The organism is Mucilaginibacter sp. (assembly GCF_041660805.1).
Taxonomy (GTDB): domain Bacteria; phylum Bacteroidota; class Bacteroidia; order Sphingobacteriales; family Sphingobacteriaceae; genus Mucilaginibacter.
This window is the reverse complement of record NZ_JBAZVP010000010.1, coordinates 45,754-60,512: the sequence shown is the minus strand read 5'-3', so window position 1 is coordinate 60,512 and position 14,759 is coordinate 45,754. Positions and strand designations below refer to the sequence as shown.

At 41.2% G+C, this 14,759-nt stretch carries 15 protein-coding genes; 10 read left to right on the top strand and 5 right to left on the bottom strand.

From position 1 onward, the window contains the following. Nucleotides 1-38: 38 nt before the first annotated feature. The 4 genes from WC743_RS14390 to WC743_RS14375 form a co-directional block, all read right to left on the bottom strand. Nucleotides 39-2,432 (bottom strand): TonB-dependent receptor domain-containing protein, encoded by a 2,394-nt coding sequence (locus WC743_RS14390; RefSeq protein ID WP_373012831.1) that lies wholly within the window; start codon nucleotides 2,430-2,432, stop codon nucleotides 39-41. Nucleotides 2,433-2,550: 118 nt separating this feature from the next. Then, a complete protein-coding gene (locus WC743_RS14385; protein WP_373012829.1) occupies nucleotides 2,551-3,645 on the bottom strand; it encodes a helix-turn-helix domain-containing protein in 1,095 nt (364 codons plus the stop codon). Between the two features lie 141 nt (nucleotides 3,646-3,786). Next, a complete protein-coding gene (locus WC743_RS14380) occupies nucleotides 3,787-4,200 on the bottom strand; it encodes a response regulator (RefSeq protein WP_373012827.1) in 414 nt (137 codons plus the stop codon). Between the two features lie 311 nt (nucleotides 4,201-4,511). Then, entirely contained in the window at nucleotides 4,512-7,691 is a 3,180-nt protein-coding gene (locus WC743_RS14375; RefSeq protein ID WP_373012825.1) for a GH92 family glycosyl hydrolase, read from the bottom strand. Nucleotides 7,692-8,130: 439 nt separating this feature from the next. On the opposite strand from WC743_RS14375, the gene aqpZ reads away from it, so the two are divergent. From aqpZ to WC743_RS14350, 5 genes are all read left to right on the top strand, one after another. Continuing rightward, on the top strand, nucleotides 8,131-8,838 hold the full coding sequence (aqpZ, locus tag WC743_RS14370; RefSeq protein ID WP_373012823.1) for an aquaporin Z: 708 nt from the start codon (nucleotides 8,131-8,133) through the stop codon (nucleotides 8,836-8,838). A 253-nt stretch (nucleotides 8,839-9,091) separates the two neighbouring features. Continuing rightward, a complete protein-coding gene (locus WC743_RS14365; protein ID WP_373012821.1) occupies nucleotides 9,092-9,529 on the top strand; it encodes a hypothetical protein in 438 nt (145 codons plus the stop codon). 75 nt (nucleotides 9,530-9,604) lie between these two features. Continuing rightward, on the top strand, nucleotides 9,605-10,363 hold the full coding sequence (locus WC743_RS14360) for a PRC-barrel domain-containing protein (RefSeq protein ID WP_373012819.1): 759 nt from the start codon (nucleotides 9,605-9,607) through the stop codon (nucleotides 10,361-10,363). A 200-nt stretch (nucleotides 10,364-10,563) separates the two neighbouring features. Continuing rightward, a complete protein-coding gene (locus WC743_RS14355; protein WP_373012817.1) occupies nucleotides 10,564-10,758 on the top strand; it encodes a cold-shock protein in 195 nt (64 codons plus the stop codon). 79 nt (nucleotides 10,759-10,837) lie between these two features. Continuing rightward, nucleotides 10,838-11,044 carry a hypothetical protein gene (locus WC743_RS14350; RefSeq protein ID WP_373012816.1) on the top strand — a complete coding sequence of 69 codons (207 nt, stop codon included), beginning with the start codon at nucleotides 10,838-10,840 and terminating at the stop codon, nucleotides 11,042-11,044. A gap of 97 nt (nucleotides 11,045-11,141) precedes the next feature. On the opposite strand, the gene WC743_RS14345 is transcribed toward WC743_RS14350, so the two are convergent. Next, nucleotides 11,142-11,333: a hypothetical protein gene (locus tag WC743_RS14345; RefSeq protein ID WP_373012814.1), complete on the bottom strand. Its 192-nt coding sequence runs from the start codon at nucleotides 11,331-11,333 to the stop codon at nucleotides 11,142-11,144. A gap of 68 nt (nucleotides 11,334-11,401) precedes the next feature. Here WC743_RS14345 and WC743_RS14340 point away from each other — a divergent pair, with 68 nt between their 5' ends. The 5 genes from WC743_RS14340 to WC743_RS14320 all read left to right on the top strand — a co-directional run bounded on the left by WC743_RS14340 (nucleotide 11,402) and on the right by WC743_RS14320 (nucleotide 14,709). Next, entirely contained in the window at nucleotides 11,402-11,557 is a 156-nt protein-coding gene (locus WC743_RS14340; RefSeq protein ID WP_373012812.1) for a hypothetical protein, read from the top strand. Nucleotides 11,558-11,647: 90 nt separating this feature from the next. Continuing rightward, nucleotides 11,648-12,280, top strand: coding sequence for a hemolysin III family protein (locus tag WC743_RS14335; protein WP_373012811.1), 633 nt, complete (start codon nucleotides 11,648-11,650; stop codon nucleotides 12,278-12,280). Between the two features lie 83 nt (nucleotides 12,281-12,363). Beyond that, a complete protein-coding gene (locus WC743_RS14330) occupies nucleotides 12,364-13,023 on the top strand; it encodes a dienelactone hydrolase family protein (protein WP_373012810.1) in 660 nt (219 codons plus the stop codon). 364 nt (nucleotides 13,024-13,387) lie between these two features. After that, complete coding sequence (locus WC743_RS14325; protein ID WP_373012808.1) at nucleotides 13,388-13,915, top strand: ferritin-like domain-containing protein; 528 nt, start codon at nucleotides 13,388-13,390, stop codon at nucleotides 13,913-13,915. A 143-nt stretch (nucleotides 13,916-14,058) separates the two neighbouring features. Further along, nucleotides 14,059-14,709: a phosphoribosyltransferase gene (locus WC743_RS14320; protein WP_373012806.1), complete on the top strand. Its 651-nt coding sequence runs from the start codon at nucleotides 14,059-14,061 to the stop codon at nucleotides 14,707-14,709. Nucleotides 14,710-14,759 lie beyond the last annotated feature (50 nt).

The window sequence follows — 14,759 nt, the reverse complement described above, 5'->3', positions numbered from 1 at the left end:
CAAAGCCGACTAAAATTGCTGCTTGTTGCAACAAATATTTAATACCCGGCCCTTTTTTCATCTTCATTCGCCCTACTCTGCTTGGTTTTATAGCTGGAGTTCCCAAAATTGTAACCGAGGGTTAATACTAACCGCCTTGTCGCGAACCGGTGACTAAACTGATTGTCAATAATGGATTTCTCACGAAAAACACGGTTGACGGCATGTGTATAAAAAATGTCGTAGGCATTCAGTTTGGTATTTAGCCTACTTTGCCACCAGCTTTTTTGTAAACCTATATCAACAGAGCCTACCGCCTTAGCGATGTACAGGCTGTTGCCACTTTTCGACTGGTACCGGTAGGTCAGGTCGGCTGTGATGCCTTTTGGTAAGTTAAAAACCTGGCTGCCGTTAATTGAATAATCAATTACGCCTATGGCATAGGTATTGCCGAGGTAGGGCATTTGCTGTTTATTGTAGTAAATGCCGATGTTATGTGTAGCCTTCCACCATTTGGTTAAAGAAAAAATATAACCAGGTTCAATACCTGCAAAATCACTATAAGGAAGGTTAGTACCCAGGTACAGCAGTTCGTTGGTAACCCGGTTATATTCCGGGTACCGGGTCATCAGGTCTTTTTCACGGCCGGCTGTAATGTTGATGTTGAAGTCGCGGTAGCTATAAGCCAGGTTGAATGAACTGGTGATTGATGGGCGCAGGTAAGGGTTTCCTACGCGGTAATTCAGCGGGCTCAGGTAAAAGCGGAACGGATTTAGCTGATCAAAATCCGGCCTTGTCATTCGCCGGGTAAAAGCAAGGCTTATGCGTTGGCCGGCACCAGCCTGATAACTGGCGCTTGCTCCCGGCAGCCAGGTTAAATAATCCCTTTTCTGCACCTCGTTTTTGGTGACTGAATTAGCCTCGGTATGCGTGTGCTCTACGCGCACACTCAGTTTAATATCGAGCTTTTTATATTTGTACCCGTAGGAAACATAGCCTGCACTAACAAACTCATTATAAATGAATTTGTTAGTGCGACCTGCATCCGAAACAAATATATTAGTATTGGTAAGGGTATCATATTTAAGATCGTTATTGGTAGTAATAAAGGCAAATTTGCCCCCTGTTTCCAGTACAGTATTTTTTGTATTCCTGGTATAATCTGCCTGTATGTTGCGGATGAGGATATTATTCCTAAGTGCAGTTTTCCAATAATTGCTTAAAGTATTTGCCAGTTGGTCCCTGATCTGTATATCTTCATTTTGCCGGTTACTGATACCAGTGACCGAACCAAATAAATTCAGGCTGGTGCTTTCCGAAAACTTATGGTTATAGGCAGCATTAAAAGCATAGTTGCGCTGAATAGGATTTGAAAGGTTGGTTGTTTGGCTAATGTCAAGTATGTTTTTCCTGAACGGCTCACTAAAAGTAAGGGTATTGAATGCATCCATATCGCGGTTTGCCTGATAGGTTTTTATGGAAAGCTCTAGACTTTGATCTTTGCTGAGTGCATAGTCGGCACCGAGTTGCAGGGTGATGTTATTATTGAATGTGCGGGTTTGGGTATAGGTGCCCATATAATTGGTATTAGCCAATTGTTGCAAGGCAATATAGCGGTAGTAGTCGTCTCCTATAACATAGCCACCGCGAACCATATAAGTTGCTTTTTTTGACCGGTAAGACAGGTTCAGGTTGTTATCTGACGACGAATAGACATTACGCCGGAATGCAGAGTTCGCACTACCTTTCCAGCCCAATAGAGGGTCCGCTTTCAGCTTAATGTCGATGATCGCTTTATACTGCCCGTCATATTTAGACGATGGATTGCTGATCACTTCTATGGTTGCTATCAGGTCGGGCGTTAACCCATTTAAATAAGCCAGTGATTCTTCAGGGCTCATGGAAATTGGTTTGCCGTTAATAAAAATTACGGGAACATTCCGGCCTGAGACTAAAAGTGTTCCATCGGGATTAACAGTTAGCCCGGGCGCCTTCCGCAGGATATCCAATACATTGACCGACGATTTGAAAGTGCTGTTGCCTGCAATCTGGAGGGTCATTTTTGAAGGCTCGTACCGGATGGCCTTTCTTTCGCCTTCAATAACCACTTCATTAAGCTGCCGGGGATCTGGCAAAAGTATAATACCATTAAATTGAACAGGGCGCTGATCATCAGCCTGTATCACTATTTCCCGGGAATAGGCTATGTAACCCACATAAGAGGCGCGTAAAATATACCGCCCCGCCCGGATATCCCGCAATTCAAACACGCCGGATGAATCTGCCTGGGTTCCTTTAATCAACGTGGAATCTCTGCTTTCTGAAAGCGAAACATTTGCAAACGGAATACCAGTACGATTGGCATCTGTAATTTTAGCCTTAATACTAACCTGCGCCTTAAGTAAAAAAGCGGGCGTCATCAACACAAAAAATAATAGGAAAAACTTAAGCATAAAGTACATTTGGTTTTACTCGAATGAATAAACCAAATGTAGAATAGCCCCTGGCCTGTGGAGTGTGAACTTATAGTTTCAGGCGTACGGATTTATAATTCCGCACCTGTTAAATTAATCACTTAACTGATAATGAAGCGTTCGCTACTTGATTGCTTTTAGTTAGTTCTTCTTTATACAGCATTGGCGTTGTGGACTTTAGCTTTTTAAAAGCGGCGTAGAAAGTAGACTTAGAGTTGAAGCCCACTTCATACCCAATGGCTTCCAATGAGAAAGGATGCCCCTTGGCCATCATCCGGCAGGCTTCATTAATGCGGTATTCATTCACGTAAGACGTAAAGTTCTTGCCAAGGTCATCATTCAATATCTGCGATAGCTGATGACTTGTTAAATTAACCACTTTTGCCAGTTCGCTGAGCATAAGGTTAGGGTTCTTAAATAATACATCCACGGTCATTGCCTGTTCCAGCGACCTAAGTAAAAGAGAAGTGTTTACATTGTTTGTTTTTTTATTGGGTTTACCGGGGATGAGGTAAAACTGATCTGTTGTTTTTGCTTTGTACAGGTGAACGAAGATCATACCATAAAGCACAAACGAAAAGATGACGGCGCCGCCATAATAGGTTTCGAAAACATTACGAAAGAGCGCTGCCATCAGGAAAAAAGCAAGGATAACAGCGTTAGTGGAAAAGATAGCCGCCAACCATTTTTCGGCTGTTTTTACAGAAGCCGGATCACTGCCCAGCCGGGCAAATATATTTTTTAGTTTTAACCCGGCAGCAATAACATAAACCAGCCATGCCGTGTAAATCATTTTGATGAAATATAAATTCCACAACTTAGGATAGATAGCATAAGGAAACAGAATACCTGCAATAAGCATCACTGCAATTAAAGCAATGATCTGTAGCTTCCAGTTGCGTGGCAGGCTGGCAGGTTGTTCTATCGCAGATTTTATAAAGAAAAACAATGCGGGGCCGATCAGCAAGCAAGCCGACAGACCGATCTGCAAATATATTTTTGGCAAAGCAGGATCAAAGTACACGAAAACTGATTTACCGATCCTGATGCTCAGCGCCGCCAGCAGGCAGCCCAGAAAAAAACTGGAGAGATTCTTCTTCTTAACAAAGCACAAAAAGTAAATACCCAGCATCAGGCCATTAAAAGCTCCTAAAGCACCTACAAAAAAAAGGAAGTATTTACTTTCAGGCATACAAACTCATATAAGTTACTTCTCACGAAGTTAATGAATTAACCCTCTGGTTATTTTAAAAAATAAAAAATCATAGCCATCTGGTTTTATCAGTTTTGATTGTAATACGCTTGTGAACCTCGGTAATGAAATAGGGATATATTAACCTGCTTTCCGGTTAACTTTTAAATAGATGGCATATAACAATTCCAGCCGGTCTTTCTTTATGGGCTTTGTTATAAAATCCTTTACAAATGGGTATTGCTTTGCTCTTAACCTGTCCTCGGGGCAAACGGAGGAAGATATGATATAAATGCTGATAGGTTTCCCTAAAGACAGGCACAGCCTTTCAAATTGCTCCAGGAAATCCCAGCCACTGCACTCCGGCATATGGAGGTCCAGAAATATAATATCGGGGAGCTCTGCTTCATTCGTCCGGTTTTCCTTTAAAAAGTCTATAATAAGCCGTCCGTCCAAAGCATGGGAGGCATCGTGAAACAATTCATAGCGATCAAACATTCTCTGCATTATCAGATGTTCCATCGGGTTATCATCAATCATTACCAGCTTGCACATATGTTTAAGATTAGGTATCTGAAAATCAATATAATGCAATAACCGCACCACTAAAAAATATAGCCGGTATTTATTTCAGTTGTTACAAAAGCAAACAAACGAATATCTCGTGATTTAACGTGATTAAGGCATCTTTTTAAGGATCTATTAAAAACACAGGAGAAAAAGAAGCAAACATCTCCAATGCAATATATCTCAATTAACTGTTATTCAATTTGTTATATTTACGACCATTATTTACTTCACTTCTGTTTAATAACAGCGTATCAGATAGCATATGGAAACATTAATTGCTTATGCGTATCGCAATTTTATTTAATTCCCCATTGCTTATTTGGTTTCGGCCCCATTTCAAGCATTAGTGAACCGCCTTTTAACAACTCCGAAGCCGGAAAATTAAATGAATTTAATACCCGGCCATTTAAAATTGCTTTTTGCACATACATGTTATTACGTGAAGCGCCTTTGGCAATAATGGTAAACTTTTTACCGCGACCAAACCTTTGCCCCAGATCTATTTCTGTCTTTTTAAAGAGTGGGCTGCCTATTTCATAGACCGGATTAACACTGCTGCCACCATCCGTTTGGAACAAGCCCATGGCAACCATTACCAGCCACGCACTCATCTGGCCCTGATCTTCGTCTCCCAAATAGGCATTGGCCGTATTGTACCCATAAAACCGATCCAGTATAGAGCGGCTCCACTTTTGGGTAGACCACGGTTTGCCGGCCCAGTTAAACAAAAATGCAAAATGCATAGATTGCTGGTTCCCCTGCACTACAGGATAGTCCCAATATTGATCGTTCATACCGTTGTAACGCCAGGGTTCACTTTGCTTAAAGCCCCATTCCAGCCGGTCAACAAACTTATTCTTACCTACCAAACTTATTAATGCCGGTACATCCTGAGGTACGAAGAAAGTTAACTGCCAGGCATTGCCTTCCACATATTCTTCATTAGCGCCGCTTTTAAAGGGGTCAAAATCTTTTACCCACTTGCCATTGCTAAGTTTCATATGGCTATAACCGGCACTGTCAATAGCGTTTTTCCACCAATAACCCCTGTCATTAAATTTGTTATAGATATCTTTTTTACCTAAAGATCTGGCTAACTGCCCTACCGTCCAGTCATCAAAAGAGTACTCCATTGAATTTGAAAAACGGCCCTTATCTGATGGTACGTAATGATGTTTTTCATATTCAGGCAGATCAGTGTTCCCAACAAAGCCGGTAAATATTTTTTGTGCTGGTGTGGTTTGCATTTTTACAGCTGCTGCTAACACTTTATCAGCGTCAAAATCTCTGATACCCATTTGCCATGCCGATACCATTTGCGGTATTTCGTGCTCAGCAACCATAACCGGCACATAATTCATACCGGCCGGCCCTTTGGCCAGCCAGCCATAGGCATCATACATGGCCAGCTGCGATTTCACCCAGTGGCTGCTCCATTCTGGTGTTACCAGGTTCCAAAGCTGGTTGAGGTTCCAAAAGGTATTCCAGAAGGCATCACAGCCCAGGGCCACATCACCTTTATTTTTAAATTGCTGCACCTTGCCATCAGTTCCGCGCCACTGGCCATTTACATCGCTCCAGGTATTGCGGCTGCATATAGACCTGTACAGCGCATTATAAAAGCGCATTTTTTCCAGTCTGTTAGTAGTACTGATCTTTACACGGTTAAAAATATCGTTCCAGGTATTTAACTGGTTTTGTCTTACCGCATTAAAATTCCAGCCAAATGGTTTGGTAATTTCTGTTTCTAAATTCTGGCCGGCATTGTTAAGGCTTACTAATGAAATGGCCGAACGAACCTGCACAACCGGATTTTTTTCCGCGTCAAATTGTACAAATAAACCGGCATCCTTAATGTCCTTCGCTTCAAATGTATCACCTTGCTTAAGTTTATCATTTATCCAGCCACCTATGCTTTTTATTGGCTTATCAAATTCTACAACAAAATAAATGGTATAATCCTGGTCGGCATCATTACCCCATACTTTTGGACTAAGTTGATGAGAAGACCCCTCTATCCGATAATCGCTCACTTTTTTAAGCTTTATTTCTTTTAGCTGATAACTATATTCTGCCGGGATATGCAGGTCGATCAATATCCGGGCACTGTCCCGGTCTTTTGGAAAGGTAAAGCGTTCAATACCACAGCGCGTGGTGGCCGTAACTTCGGCTTTGATATTATAGTCTGAAAGATCTGCCTTGTAATAGCCAATCGGCGCTTCCTCAGTTCTTTTATTTATACCCGAGCGGTAGCCTGAGCCGGGCTTCAACTCATCGCCAATGTTTGTTTTTAGTTTTCCGTTGGTCGCAAAAATGCCTAATCCGCCCATGGTCCATTCATGAACGTGACTAAATGTACCAATACTTTCAAATGCCGGCTCATAGCCCGCCTGCCAGCCGGGGCTTTGATTGTCAGGACTCATCTTTACCATGCTGAACGGCATCCACGGCCCGGGGGCAATCATCCACCGCGAGTGGGCGGTACCCATACGTGTATCTACATAACCAGCAAGGGTTTGCAATTTTTTCGGTGATCTGTTTACAATTCCCTCTTCAACAACTTTGTTATTTTCCAGTATTCTGTAACTACTTTGTTTTGATGACAATACAGCAGGCATTAAAGCCTCAAACTCATAGGCACCCTTTTCCAGTTGCTCTGCAAAAATTGGTTTGCCATCCAGTTCAACACTCAATTTTGGGGAACCTGTTAAATAACGGGCACTAACTATTAAAGGCTGCATGCGTTTTCCGTTGTTAGCCAGTTCATAGTTTGCCGCTTTAACGTGGTCAACAAACAACTGTCCCGGTGCCTGCAAAATTGTTTTTGAGGGCCCTTCTAAACTTATCTGGTCAAACATGAGCCATGAGCCTTGTAGTACCGTAATAATAATGCTATTACCTCCTTTTTTAAGTATATCGGGCCTGATAGGGATTTCAATTGTTTTTGGAGTGGCCGTTGCCAGGTTGCCGTTTAATGCAATAGTGTCAGTATTCGGCTCATTCATATTAGGACGCGCTTGCTTATCTACGTCGTAACCCGCGGCTGTTAACTGAATGCGTTTGTCCTGATCATTAATGCTTATTTTAATTAAAGGCAGAAATTTTTTAGCATAATCTGATAACCTGATCACCAGTTTGCAGTTTGCTTTGTCTGGTAAAGTTTTAATGTCAAACAAAATATTTACCTGGCTGGTTCGCCACCCGGCGGTTGACCATGTGCCGCCCCAGGTATCAACAGGGCCTGGAAGTACATATGGAAAATCTTTCTTTTCTGTTGAATAGCCTATCAGGAAAAACTTATCCTCGTAACCAAAATCATGTCCTACAAAGTTTTTGAACCCGTTTGGGGCCAGTGCAAATTCGTTTGCAGTGTTGTCTGCTTTTCCAATGCTCCACACCGTCTTTTGAGCAGACTGAGAGAAAGCAACCGTTAAAACAGTATGGAACAAGCAAAGCAGTACAAGTACTCTTTTCATTATTAAAGATTTACAATTTGTTGAAAAGCATTTCATATTCACAGGTTAAATAAATCAGCAATCTTCCGCAGGATAGCAATAGATCGCTATAGTAATTAGATGTCGGCCGGATATTTTGTTCTCAAACCAGCAGTTGTAAACTTACCAACTTTAGCAGAAACTGATGGCAATAAATTAAAATAGAAAAGCCACCAGGTAATTAAACTGGTTTCAGTTGGCTGATATTGCCAAAAAAATCATGATCGTTATTATAACGATGGCGTTTCTTTTCATGTGACTAATTTAATTTTAAAGCAATGAATGTTATTAATTCAGTATTTGTTGATAACAAGTATAACCTGCATTTAAACCTGGTTCTTATATTTACATAGTATCCCTACCCCAATACACCTGTATAACCAATAGTCAACCATACTTTTCACTTAATTTAAAACCTAACATGGAAACAAACACATCCTCTAAATTGGCTGCCGAGTTCTTTGGCACACTTGTTCTTGTTTTAATGGGCTGCGGCAGTGCTGTAATAGCCGGTGCAAATGGCACAACAGGTGTAGGCCTGCTGGGCATTTCTTTCGCCTTTGGCTTATCAGTGGTAGCAATGGCATATGCCATCGGGCACATTTCAGGCTGTCACATTAATCCGGCTATTTCTATCGGCATGGTTGTGGCCGGCCGAATGAAGGTAAGTGAGGCCATAGTTTACATTATTGCCCAAATATTAGGGGCCATTGCGGGGGCAGGTATCCTATTGCTTATTGCATCCGGTAAAGAAGGGTATGATATTGCTATTAATGGTTTGGGGCAAAATGGCTATGCTGCTTCTTCGCCGGCACATTACAACTTGCAGGCAGGTTTTATTGCCGAAACGGTTTTTACATTTATATTCCTGTTTGTTATTTTCGGATCAACCTCTACAAAAAATATACACGGCGGTTTTGCAGGTATATCTATAGGTTTAAGTTTAGTGCTTATTCATATTGTAGGGATACCGGTTACCGGCGTATCTGTAAACCCGGCAAGGAGCATAGGCCCGGGCCTGCTGGTTGGCGGAGCTGCTATTAGTCAACTGTGGTTGTTTATTGCAGCACCTATTTTGGGCAGCATCCTAAGTGCAGTTGTATGGCGATACATGCTGGAGAGAAAGTAACCAGAACAGTCCTCCGGTAATGAACTGATCTGAGTATGTAAGGAAATACAACTTAGCTAAAAATTATATTTTTTAAAACTGTAAGGCCGCGGCGTTAGTTGGTTCGGCACATGTTGTTTTGTGGAGAACATTAGCCGGTTCTATAAATATTATTTAATTTTAATAATGCAGAAACAAATGGAACACTTTCTATAATTATTTGTTGTAAATATAAGCGTACAGGCCTCATTGGTAACCATTTAACTTATTACTCATGTCATTCGCCGGTATTTTATTCGCACTTTTTTATGCTGTTATATTAACAGCAATCTTTAGCCTTGTCTTCAGGAATACAGGCCCCTGGGGTGGTTTCTGGATATTTTTCTTTCTTCTTTTTTTCGTTTCCTTAGGCGCAGGTCAATGGGCGGTACCGGCAGGGCCTGTAGCATGGGGTTATTATTGGGTGCCTGGTTTGATTGCAGCTATTGTATTTGCCTTGTTACTTGCGGCAGTAGCATCACCTATATCTCCCGCCTCGCGCAGATTTAACAATGGCAAAACGACAAAAAACACGACTATAGAAAAGATCCATGAAGAAGAAACGGCGGCAACAGTCGCGGTAATCGGTATCTTCTTTTGGGTATTGATGGTCATATTAATTATTGCGGCTATTGCGGGCGTCATTTTCAGACAGGACAACCCTCTGGTATAAACATTTGATCTTCGCTAAATAACCGATTTATATAATAAAGAGATTAGAAAAAACGGACTATTAAGCAGAAGTATTATGAAACGGAGTGCAAAAAGTTTAGTTGGCTTCAGTATGGGGGCCACTGACGGTGAATTTGGAAAAGTAGATGAGTTTTATTTTGATGACGAAACCTGGACCATACGTTATCTTATTGTAAAAGCGGGCAGCTGGCTGTTTGGCCGCAAGGTGCTTATTTCTCCTGCTGCTTTAAAAGAACCAAACTGGCAAAACAAAGCCTTCCCGGTTAACCTTACTAAAGAACAAATAAAAAAAAGCCCGGATATAGATACAGAAAGAACCGTTTCCCGCCAACAGGAAATTGAACTTTACAGCCATTATGACTGGCCATATTATGGTATCTCCGGGTCAGGGTTTTATGGCGGGATGGGTTTGTCAGGCATGATCGAATCAAGGGTTCCGTTTGAAGAGAGTATATTGGCAAGAGCGAGCAAAAAGGAGCCGGCCGATCCGCACCTGCGTAGTATTAGTGAGGTTACGGGATACCGGATCCATGCAACTGATGGTGAAATAGGCGACGTAGTGGACTTTATTATTGATGATAAAACCTGGAAAGTGTACTTCCTTGTTGTAGATACCGGGCACTGGTTTCCCGGAAAGAAAGTTTTGATAGCTCCCAAATGGATCAGCAAAGTAAAATGGGAAGATTCTTCAGTTTATGTAGATATAACAGTAAATGCGGTAAAAAACAGCCCGGAATATGATCCGTCAGTACCTATTCCTGAAAAGTACGAAAATGATTTTCACCGGCATTATGACAACTCCATTAACGATTAAAATTAGATGGGCACTTAAGTGATTTCAATTGTTTATTCCCTTAAGTTGATCTAAAACACGTAGAGAGTTGCAGAAATCAACAGCACTCAGGATACTTCAGGCCGGATGTCATACATTTAACATATTGTTAATATACAACAACTCAAAAGAAATATTCCGCTAAAAAATGCTTACCTTGTAGCTATTAGAACAATAATATAATGCAAAAAGAAGGAACAGTAAAGTTTTTCGACACCATAAAAGGTTTCGGATTCATCTCACAGAGTGAAAACAGGAATGATGTTTTTGTTCACTCGAATGGCCTCATCGACCCGATTCGTGAAAACGATAAGGTAAAGTTTGATGTGGAAGAAGGCAGAAAAGGCCTTAACGCGGTAAATGTAAAAATTATCTAAGTAAAAAATAAATTATGCGTAAAGCACCTGCCTTTACCGGCGGGTGTTTTTTTTTAACAAAATTCCAAAAATTAAAATTATGGCAAAATCACAGGCAACCTTCATGAAGAAGCAGCGGGAAAAAGACCGCCAAAAGAAAAAAGAAAATAAAGCAGTACGTAAACAGGAACGAAGGGAATATGCAACCGGCGGCGGGCTGGATCATATGATGGCTTATGTAAATGAGTTTGGCGAACTTACTTCTGTACAACCACAAGGTTCCGTTAAAAATTCGGAAACAGCTTAATCCGCTGAACCGGGCCCGGGCAATAAATATTGTAATTAAGACAAATATTGAGTAAATACTAAACAGCAACCATAGCTTTTGGCAAAAGCAAAATCGTTTACTCGTTTAATATCATAGAAAACGCGATCATATATCTATTGCATTGCTCCCGATGCAGAAACCAGGCCAATAGGCCCTTCTTGACCTCCACGCTTTTACAGATCAGGTACCAGGTTTCATCAAAAATGATGTTAACAGGTAGCCTATAATACAACCCGGTTGCGCCGTTAAAATCGCATCCTATTCGCATAGCTTTTTATAGTCATGCTCATTATTTAGTTTATGAACACTTCAATAAAATTACATCAGTCATCTTCAATGATGGCTCTTAAATCCACCGATAAAAAAAAGACACTGGTGGTTTTATCCACCAGTCCATCTGGCGATAACCTATATACATTATTTGATCAGCAGGTATTAGCTGATGCTTATATCCACGCATTTCATGACAGCAAAAAGCATTCAAAACAATAATTATTAAAGCAATTATTAATTAAACGCCTATTGTTTAGTGCATAAACCATTGTGGATCAATTTCGTTAATAGAGTGATAAGCGTGCACCTATGGATACTTATAACTATTCACGTAAACAAGAATTGATCTTTGGCCTGATACATGGCATAGGCATAGTTTTCGGTGTAAGCGGCCTTCCTGTGTTAACAGGTATAGCTGTTTCTCACAACAACACGCCTGGTATTATCGGGGCAGGCATTTATGGCTTTTCTTTCTTATTGCTGTTCACCTGTTCAATGGTTTATCATCTGGCAAAAGAACCTGCTGTTAAACGGCTCTTTGAGATCTTTGATCATATCAGTATTTATTTCCTCATCGCCGGAACCTACACCCCCTTTCTGCTGGTATATATTAATAATGCTTTTGGCATTACCCTGTTAGCTGTATTATGGGGGCTTACAATCATTGGTGTATTTTTCAAAGCCTGGTTTACCGGGCGTTTTGAGATCATATCGGTTATCATCTATGTGCTTATGGGCTGGATCATGATTGTAGGTGGCAGCCGGTTCTTTGAATCGTTACCGGGGGAGATCATCATCATGATCTTTATTGGAACAGGTTTATATTCCATAGGTGTTGTTTTTTACCTATGGGGTAAATGGCTGTATAACCATGCAATATGGCACTCTTTTATCCTTGCAGCTGCTATTTGTCATTATGTGGCCGTACTGCTGGCCATGTAAACCAGAGCCAGAATTAAAAAACTTATTCCCTACCAAATTGTAAATTAATTAAAGTGCTTTTTTTTGATAACCAAATAAGGCATATGATAGAATATGAATTTAATGAAGAGATTGAACTTCCTGTAAACGGGGTCCTTTTGCCGGGAGATCTTGCCATTCCAAAAAATTCAACAGCAATTGTCGTGTTTGCACATGGCAGTGGCAGCAGCAGGCTAAGCCCGCGTAATCAATACATTGCTGAAAAACTTCGGAAAAAAGGATATGCCACACTTTTGTTTGATCTTTTAACGGCGCAGGAAAGCCACGAATATTTTAATCGTTTTCAGATTAACCTGCTTGCAAAAAGGCTTATTAAAGTAACAGAATGGGTAACTGCCGAAATACTGACCGCTAATATGGCTATCGGTTATTTTGGCGCCAGTACAGGTGCGGCAGCAGCCCTGATTGCCGCAGCCGAATTACCAGATAAAGTATTGGCGGTGGTATCCAGAGGCGGGCGCCCAGACCTGGCACCTAATGCTTTAAACAAAGTGCAGGCCGCGGTGCTGCTGATTGTAGGCGGACTAGATGATGTTGTGCGTGAGCTGAATGAAAAAGCATTTGATGAGATCGAATCGATCAGCGAACTGGCCATCGTTCATGATGCTTCGCATTTGTTTGAAGAACCAGGGAAACTGGAAGAAGTAACTGATTATGCTTTAGGCTGGTTTGGCAAATATTTAAAGAGTGAAGTACCACTATAATTAAAGCTAATTATTCTGCCACTTCCCCGCATGGTTTCTGTTACTGCTGCCTTCATAGCTAAATAAATTAACGACCTCCATGCTTTAACTTTAAATTAAACAATTGCAAACTGTGCAATTATTTTTGATTTAAACTATTCTCTTTATGATGCCCAATTCCAGCTTATAAGCGGCTACTTGTCTATTCAATTCTTTTCAAATTATTTAAACATTAATAATACGCGAGTGTTAATTTATTAACCTTAAGTTATAATTCCTTTCTGATATTAATGACAAACCAGCCAGTTTATCTAACTGAAGCTGTTCATTATCAAAGCCCTAAACCAATGTGATTTTAATTATATAAACTTTCAATAATATGATTATGGAAACGCAAACAATGCAAGCAACAAATTCTAAGCTCAAGGAGTTTTTTGTTGATCAGTTAAAGGACATTTACTGGGCCGAAAAGAAACTGGTAAAAGCGCTCCCTAAATTGCAGGAAGCCGCCACAACGCCGGAATTGAAGAACGCTTTTGGAAATCATTGTCATCAAACATATACACATATTGATCGCCTGCAGCAGGTATTTGGCATGATTAACGAAAAGGCAGATACCAGCAAGTGCCCGGCAATGGCTGGTATTATAGATGAAGGCGAGAATATCATTGACGATACCGAGAATGGTACCGCACAAAGGGATGCCGGGCTGATCTTTGCAGGGCAGAAAGCTGAACATTACGAAATAGCCACTTACGGAGGGCTGGTAACACTGGCCAAAACCATGGGCTATAATGATGCCGCAGAAGTTTTGGGCCAAACATTGGCCGAAGAAAAGGAAGCTGACATCTTATTAACACAGATTGCTGAAAACAATGTCAATTATCAGGCAAGCCGCGAACCCCGGGGATAAAGCTCATTATTAATTATTTAACTATCGTAAAATTACAATTAAGCAGCCTGTCACTGACACTGAAATAGATTGGATGCCGGACCGAAGGTTATAATGATTCACTTATTTGACAGCTATCAAAAATTAATAAAATTCTTTAGATAATGAGTCGCGCTTTTAAAAACAGGCAGCAGGCGGGAGAAGAATTAGGTTTATTTCTTAAACCTAAATATATGCATCAAAATCCGCTGGTATTAGGAATCCCACGCGGAGGGGTTGAGGTTGCCTACTATGTGTCCAAACAACTGGATGCGGAGTTATCCCTGGCAGTGGCTAAAAAACTGCCCTTTCCGGGGCAGGAAGAGTATGGGATTGGTGCAATAGCTGAAGATCATATTGTTTACGTTTCCCCGCATGGCGAAAATGCCCTTGCACCCGGGGTTATTGAAAACATCATTGAAAAACAAGCCATTGAAATTAACCGCCGGGTGCAAAAATACAGGCATGGAAAAGCGCTGCCTGATCTGAAGGGAAGAACTGTTATCCTGGTGGATGATGGCATTGCTACGGGAGTTACGCTGGTACCGGTTGTAAGGCTTTGCCGCAAAAGGGAAGCCGCTCTCATCGTTATAGCCGTTCCGGTTTCGGGCCTCCAGTTTGATGCACATTTACAGGAGGCAGATAAGATTGAGGTGCTGGTGCAACCGCGTGATTTTTATGCCGTAGGGCAAGCTTATGAAACCTTTGGCGATTTTCCGGATGAAGCGTTAATGGATCTATTGAAGAAGGCAGAGCAGGAACATCAGCATCATTGATTTAAAATGAACGCTAAAATAAAAGTGCACTTAATTAAGGGCCGTTTAAG

Excerpts from the sequence above, each read along its gene's own strand:
- WC743_RS14390 (WP_373012831.1), bottom strand. The coding sequence starts at position 2,432 with ATGCTTAAGTTTTTCCTATTATTTTTTGTGTTGATGACGCCCGCTTTT.
- WC743_RS14385 (WP_373012829.1), bottom strand. The coding sequence starts at position 3,645 with ATGCCTGAAAGTAAATACTTCCTTTTTTTTGTAGGTGCTTTAGGAGCT.
- WC743_RS14380 (WP_373012827.1), bottom strand. The coding sequence starts at position 4,200 with ATGTGCAAGCTGGTAATGATTGATGATAACCCGATGGAACATCTGATA.
- WC743_RS14375 (WP_373012825.1), bottom strand. The coding sequence starts at position 7,691 with ATGAAAAGAGTACTTGTACTGCTTTGCTTGTTCCATACTGTTTTAACG.
- aqpZ (WP_373012823.1), top strand. The coding sequence starts at position 8,131 with ATGGAAACAAACACATCCTCTAAATTGGCTGCCGAGTTCTTTGGCACA.
- WC743_RS14365 (WP_373012821.1), top strand. The coding sequence starts at position 9,092 with ATGTCATTCGCCGGTATTTTATTCGCACTTTTTTATGCTGTTATATTA.
- WC743_RS14360 (WP_373012819.1), top strand. The coding sequence starts at position 9,605 with ATGAAACGGAGTGCAAAAAGTTTAGTTGGCTTCAGTATGGGGGCCACT.
- WC743_RS14355 (WP_373012817.1), top strand. The coding sequence starts at position 10,564 with ATGCAAAAAGAAGGAACAGTAAAGTTTTTCGACACCATAAAAGGTTTC.
- WC743_RS14350 (WP_373012816.1), top strand. The coding sequence starts at position 10,838 with ATGGCAAAATCACAGGCAACCTTCATGAAGAAGCAGCGGGAAAAAGAC.
- WC743_RS14345 (WP_373012814.1), bottom strand. The coding sequence starts at position 11,333 with ATGCGAATAGGATGCGATTTTAACGGCGCAACCGGGTTGTATTATAGG.
- WC743_RS14340 (WP_373012812.1), top strand. The coding sequence starts at position 11,402 with ATGATGGCTCTTAAATCCACCGATAAAAAAAAGACACTGGTGGTTTTA.
- WC743_RS14335 (WP_373012811.1), top strand. The coding sequence starts at position 11,648 with ATGGATACTTATAACTATTCACGTAAACAAGAATTGATCTTTGGCCTG.
- WC743_RS14330 (WP_373012810.1), top strand. The coding sequence starts at position 12,364 with ATGATAGAATATGAATTTAATGAAGAGATTGAACTTCCTGTAAACGGG.
- WC743_RS14325 (WP_373012808.1), top strand. The coding sequence starts at position 13,388 with ATGGAAACGCAAACAATGCAAGCAACAAATTCTAAGCTCAAGGAGTTT.
- WC743_RS14320 (WP_373012806.1), top strand. The coding sequence starts at position 14,059 with ATGAGTCGCGCTTTTAAAAACAGGCAGCAGGCGGGAGAAGAATTAGGT.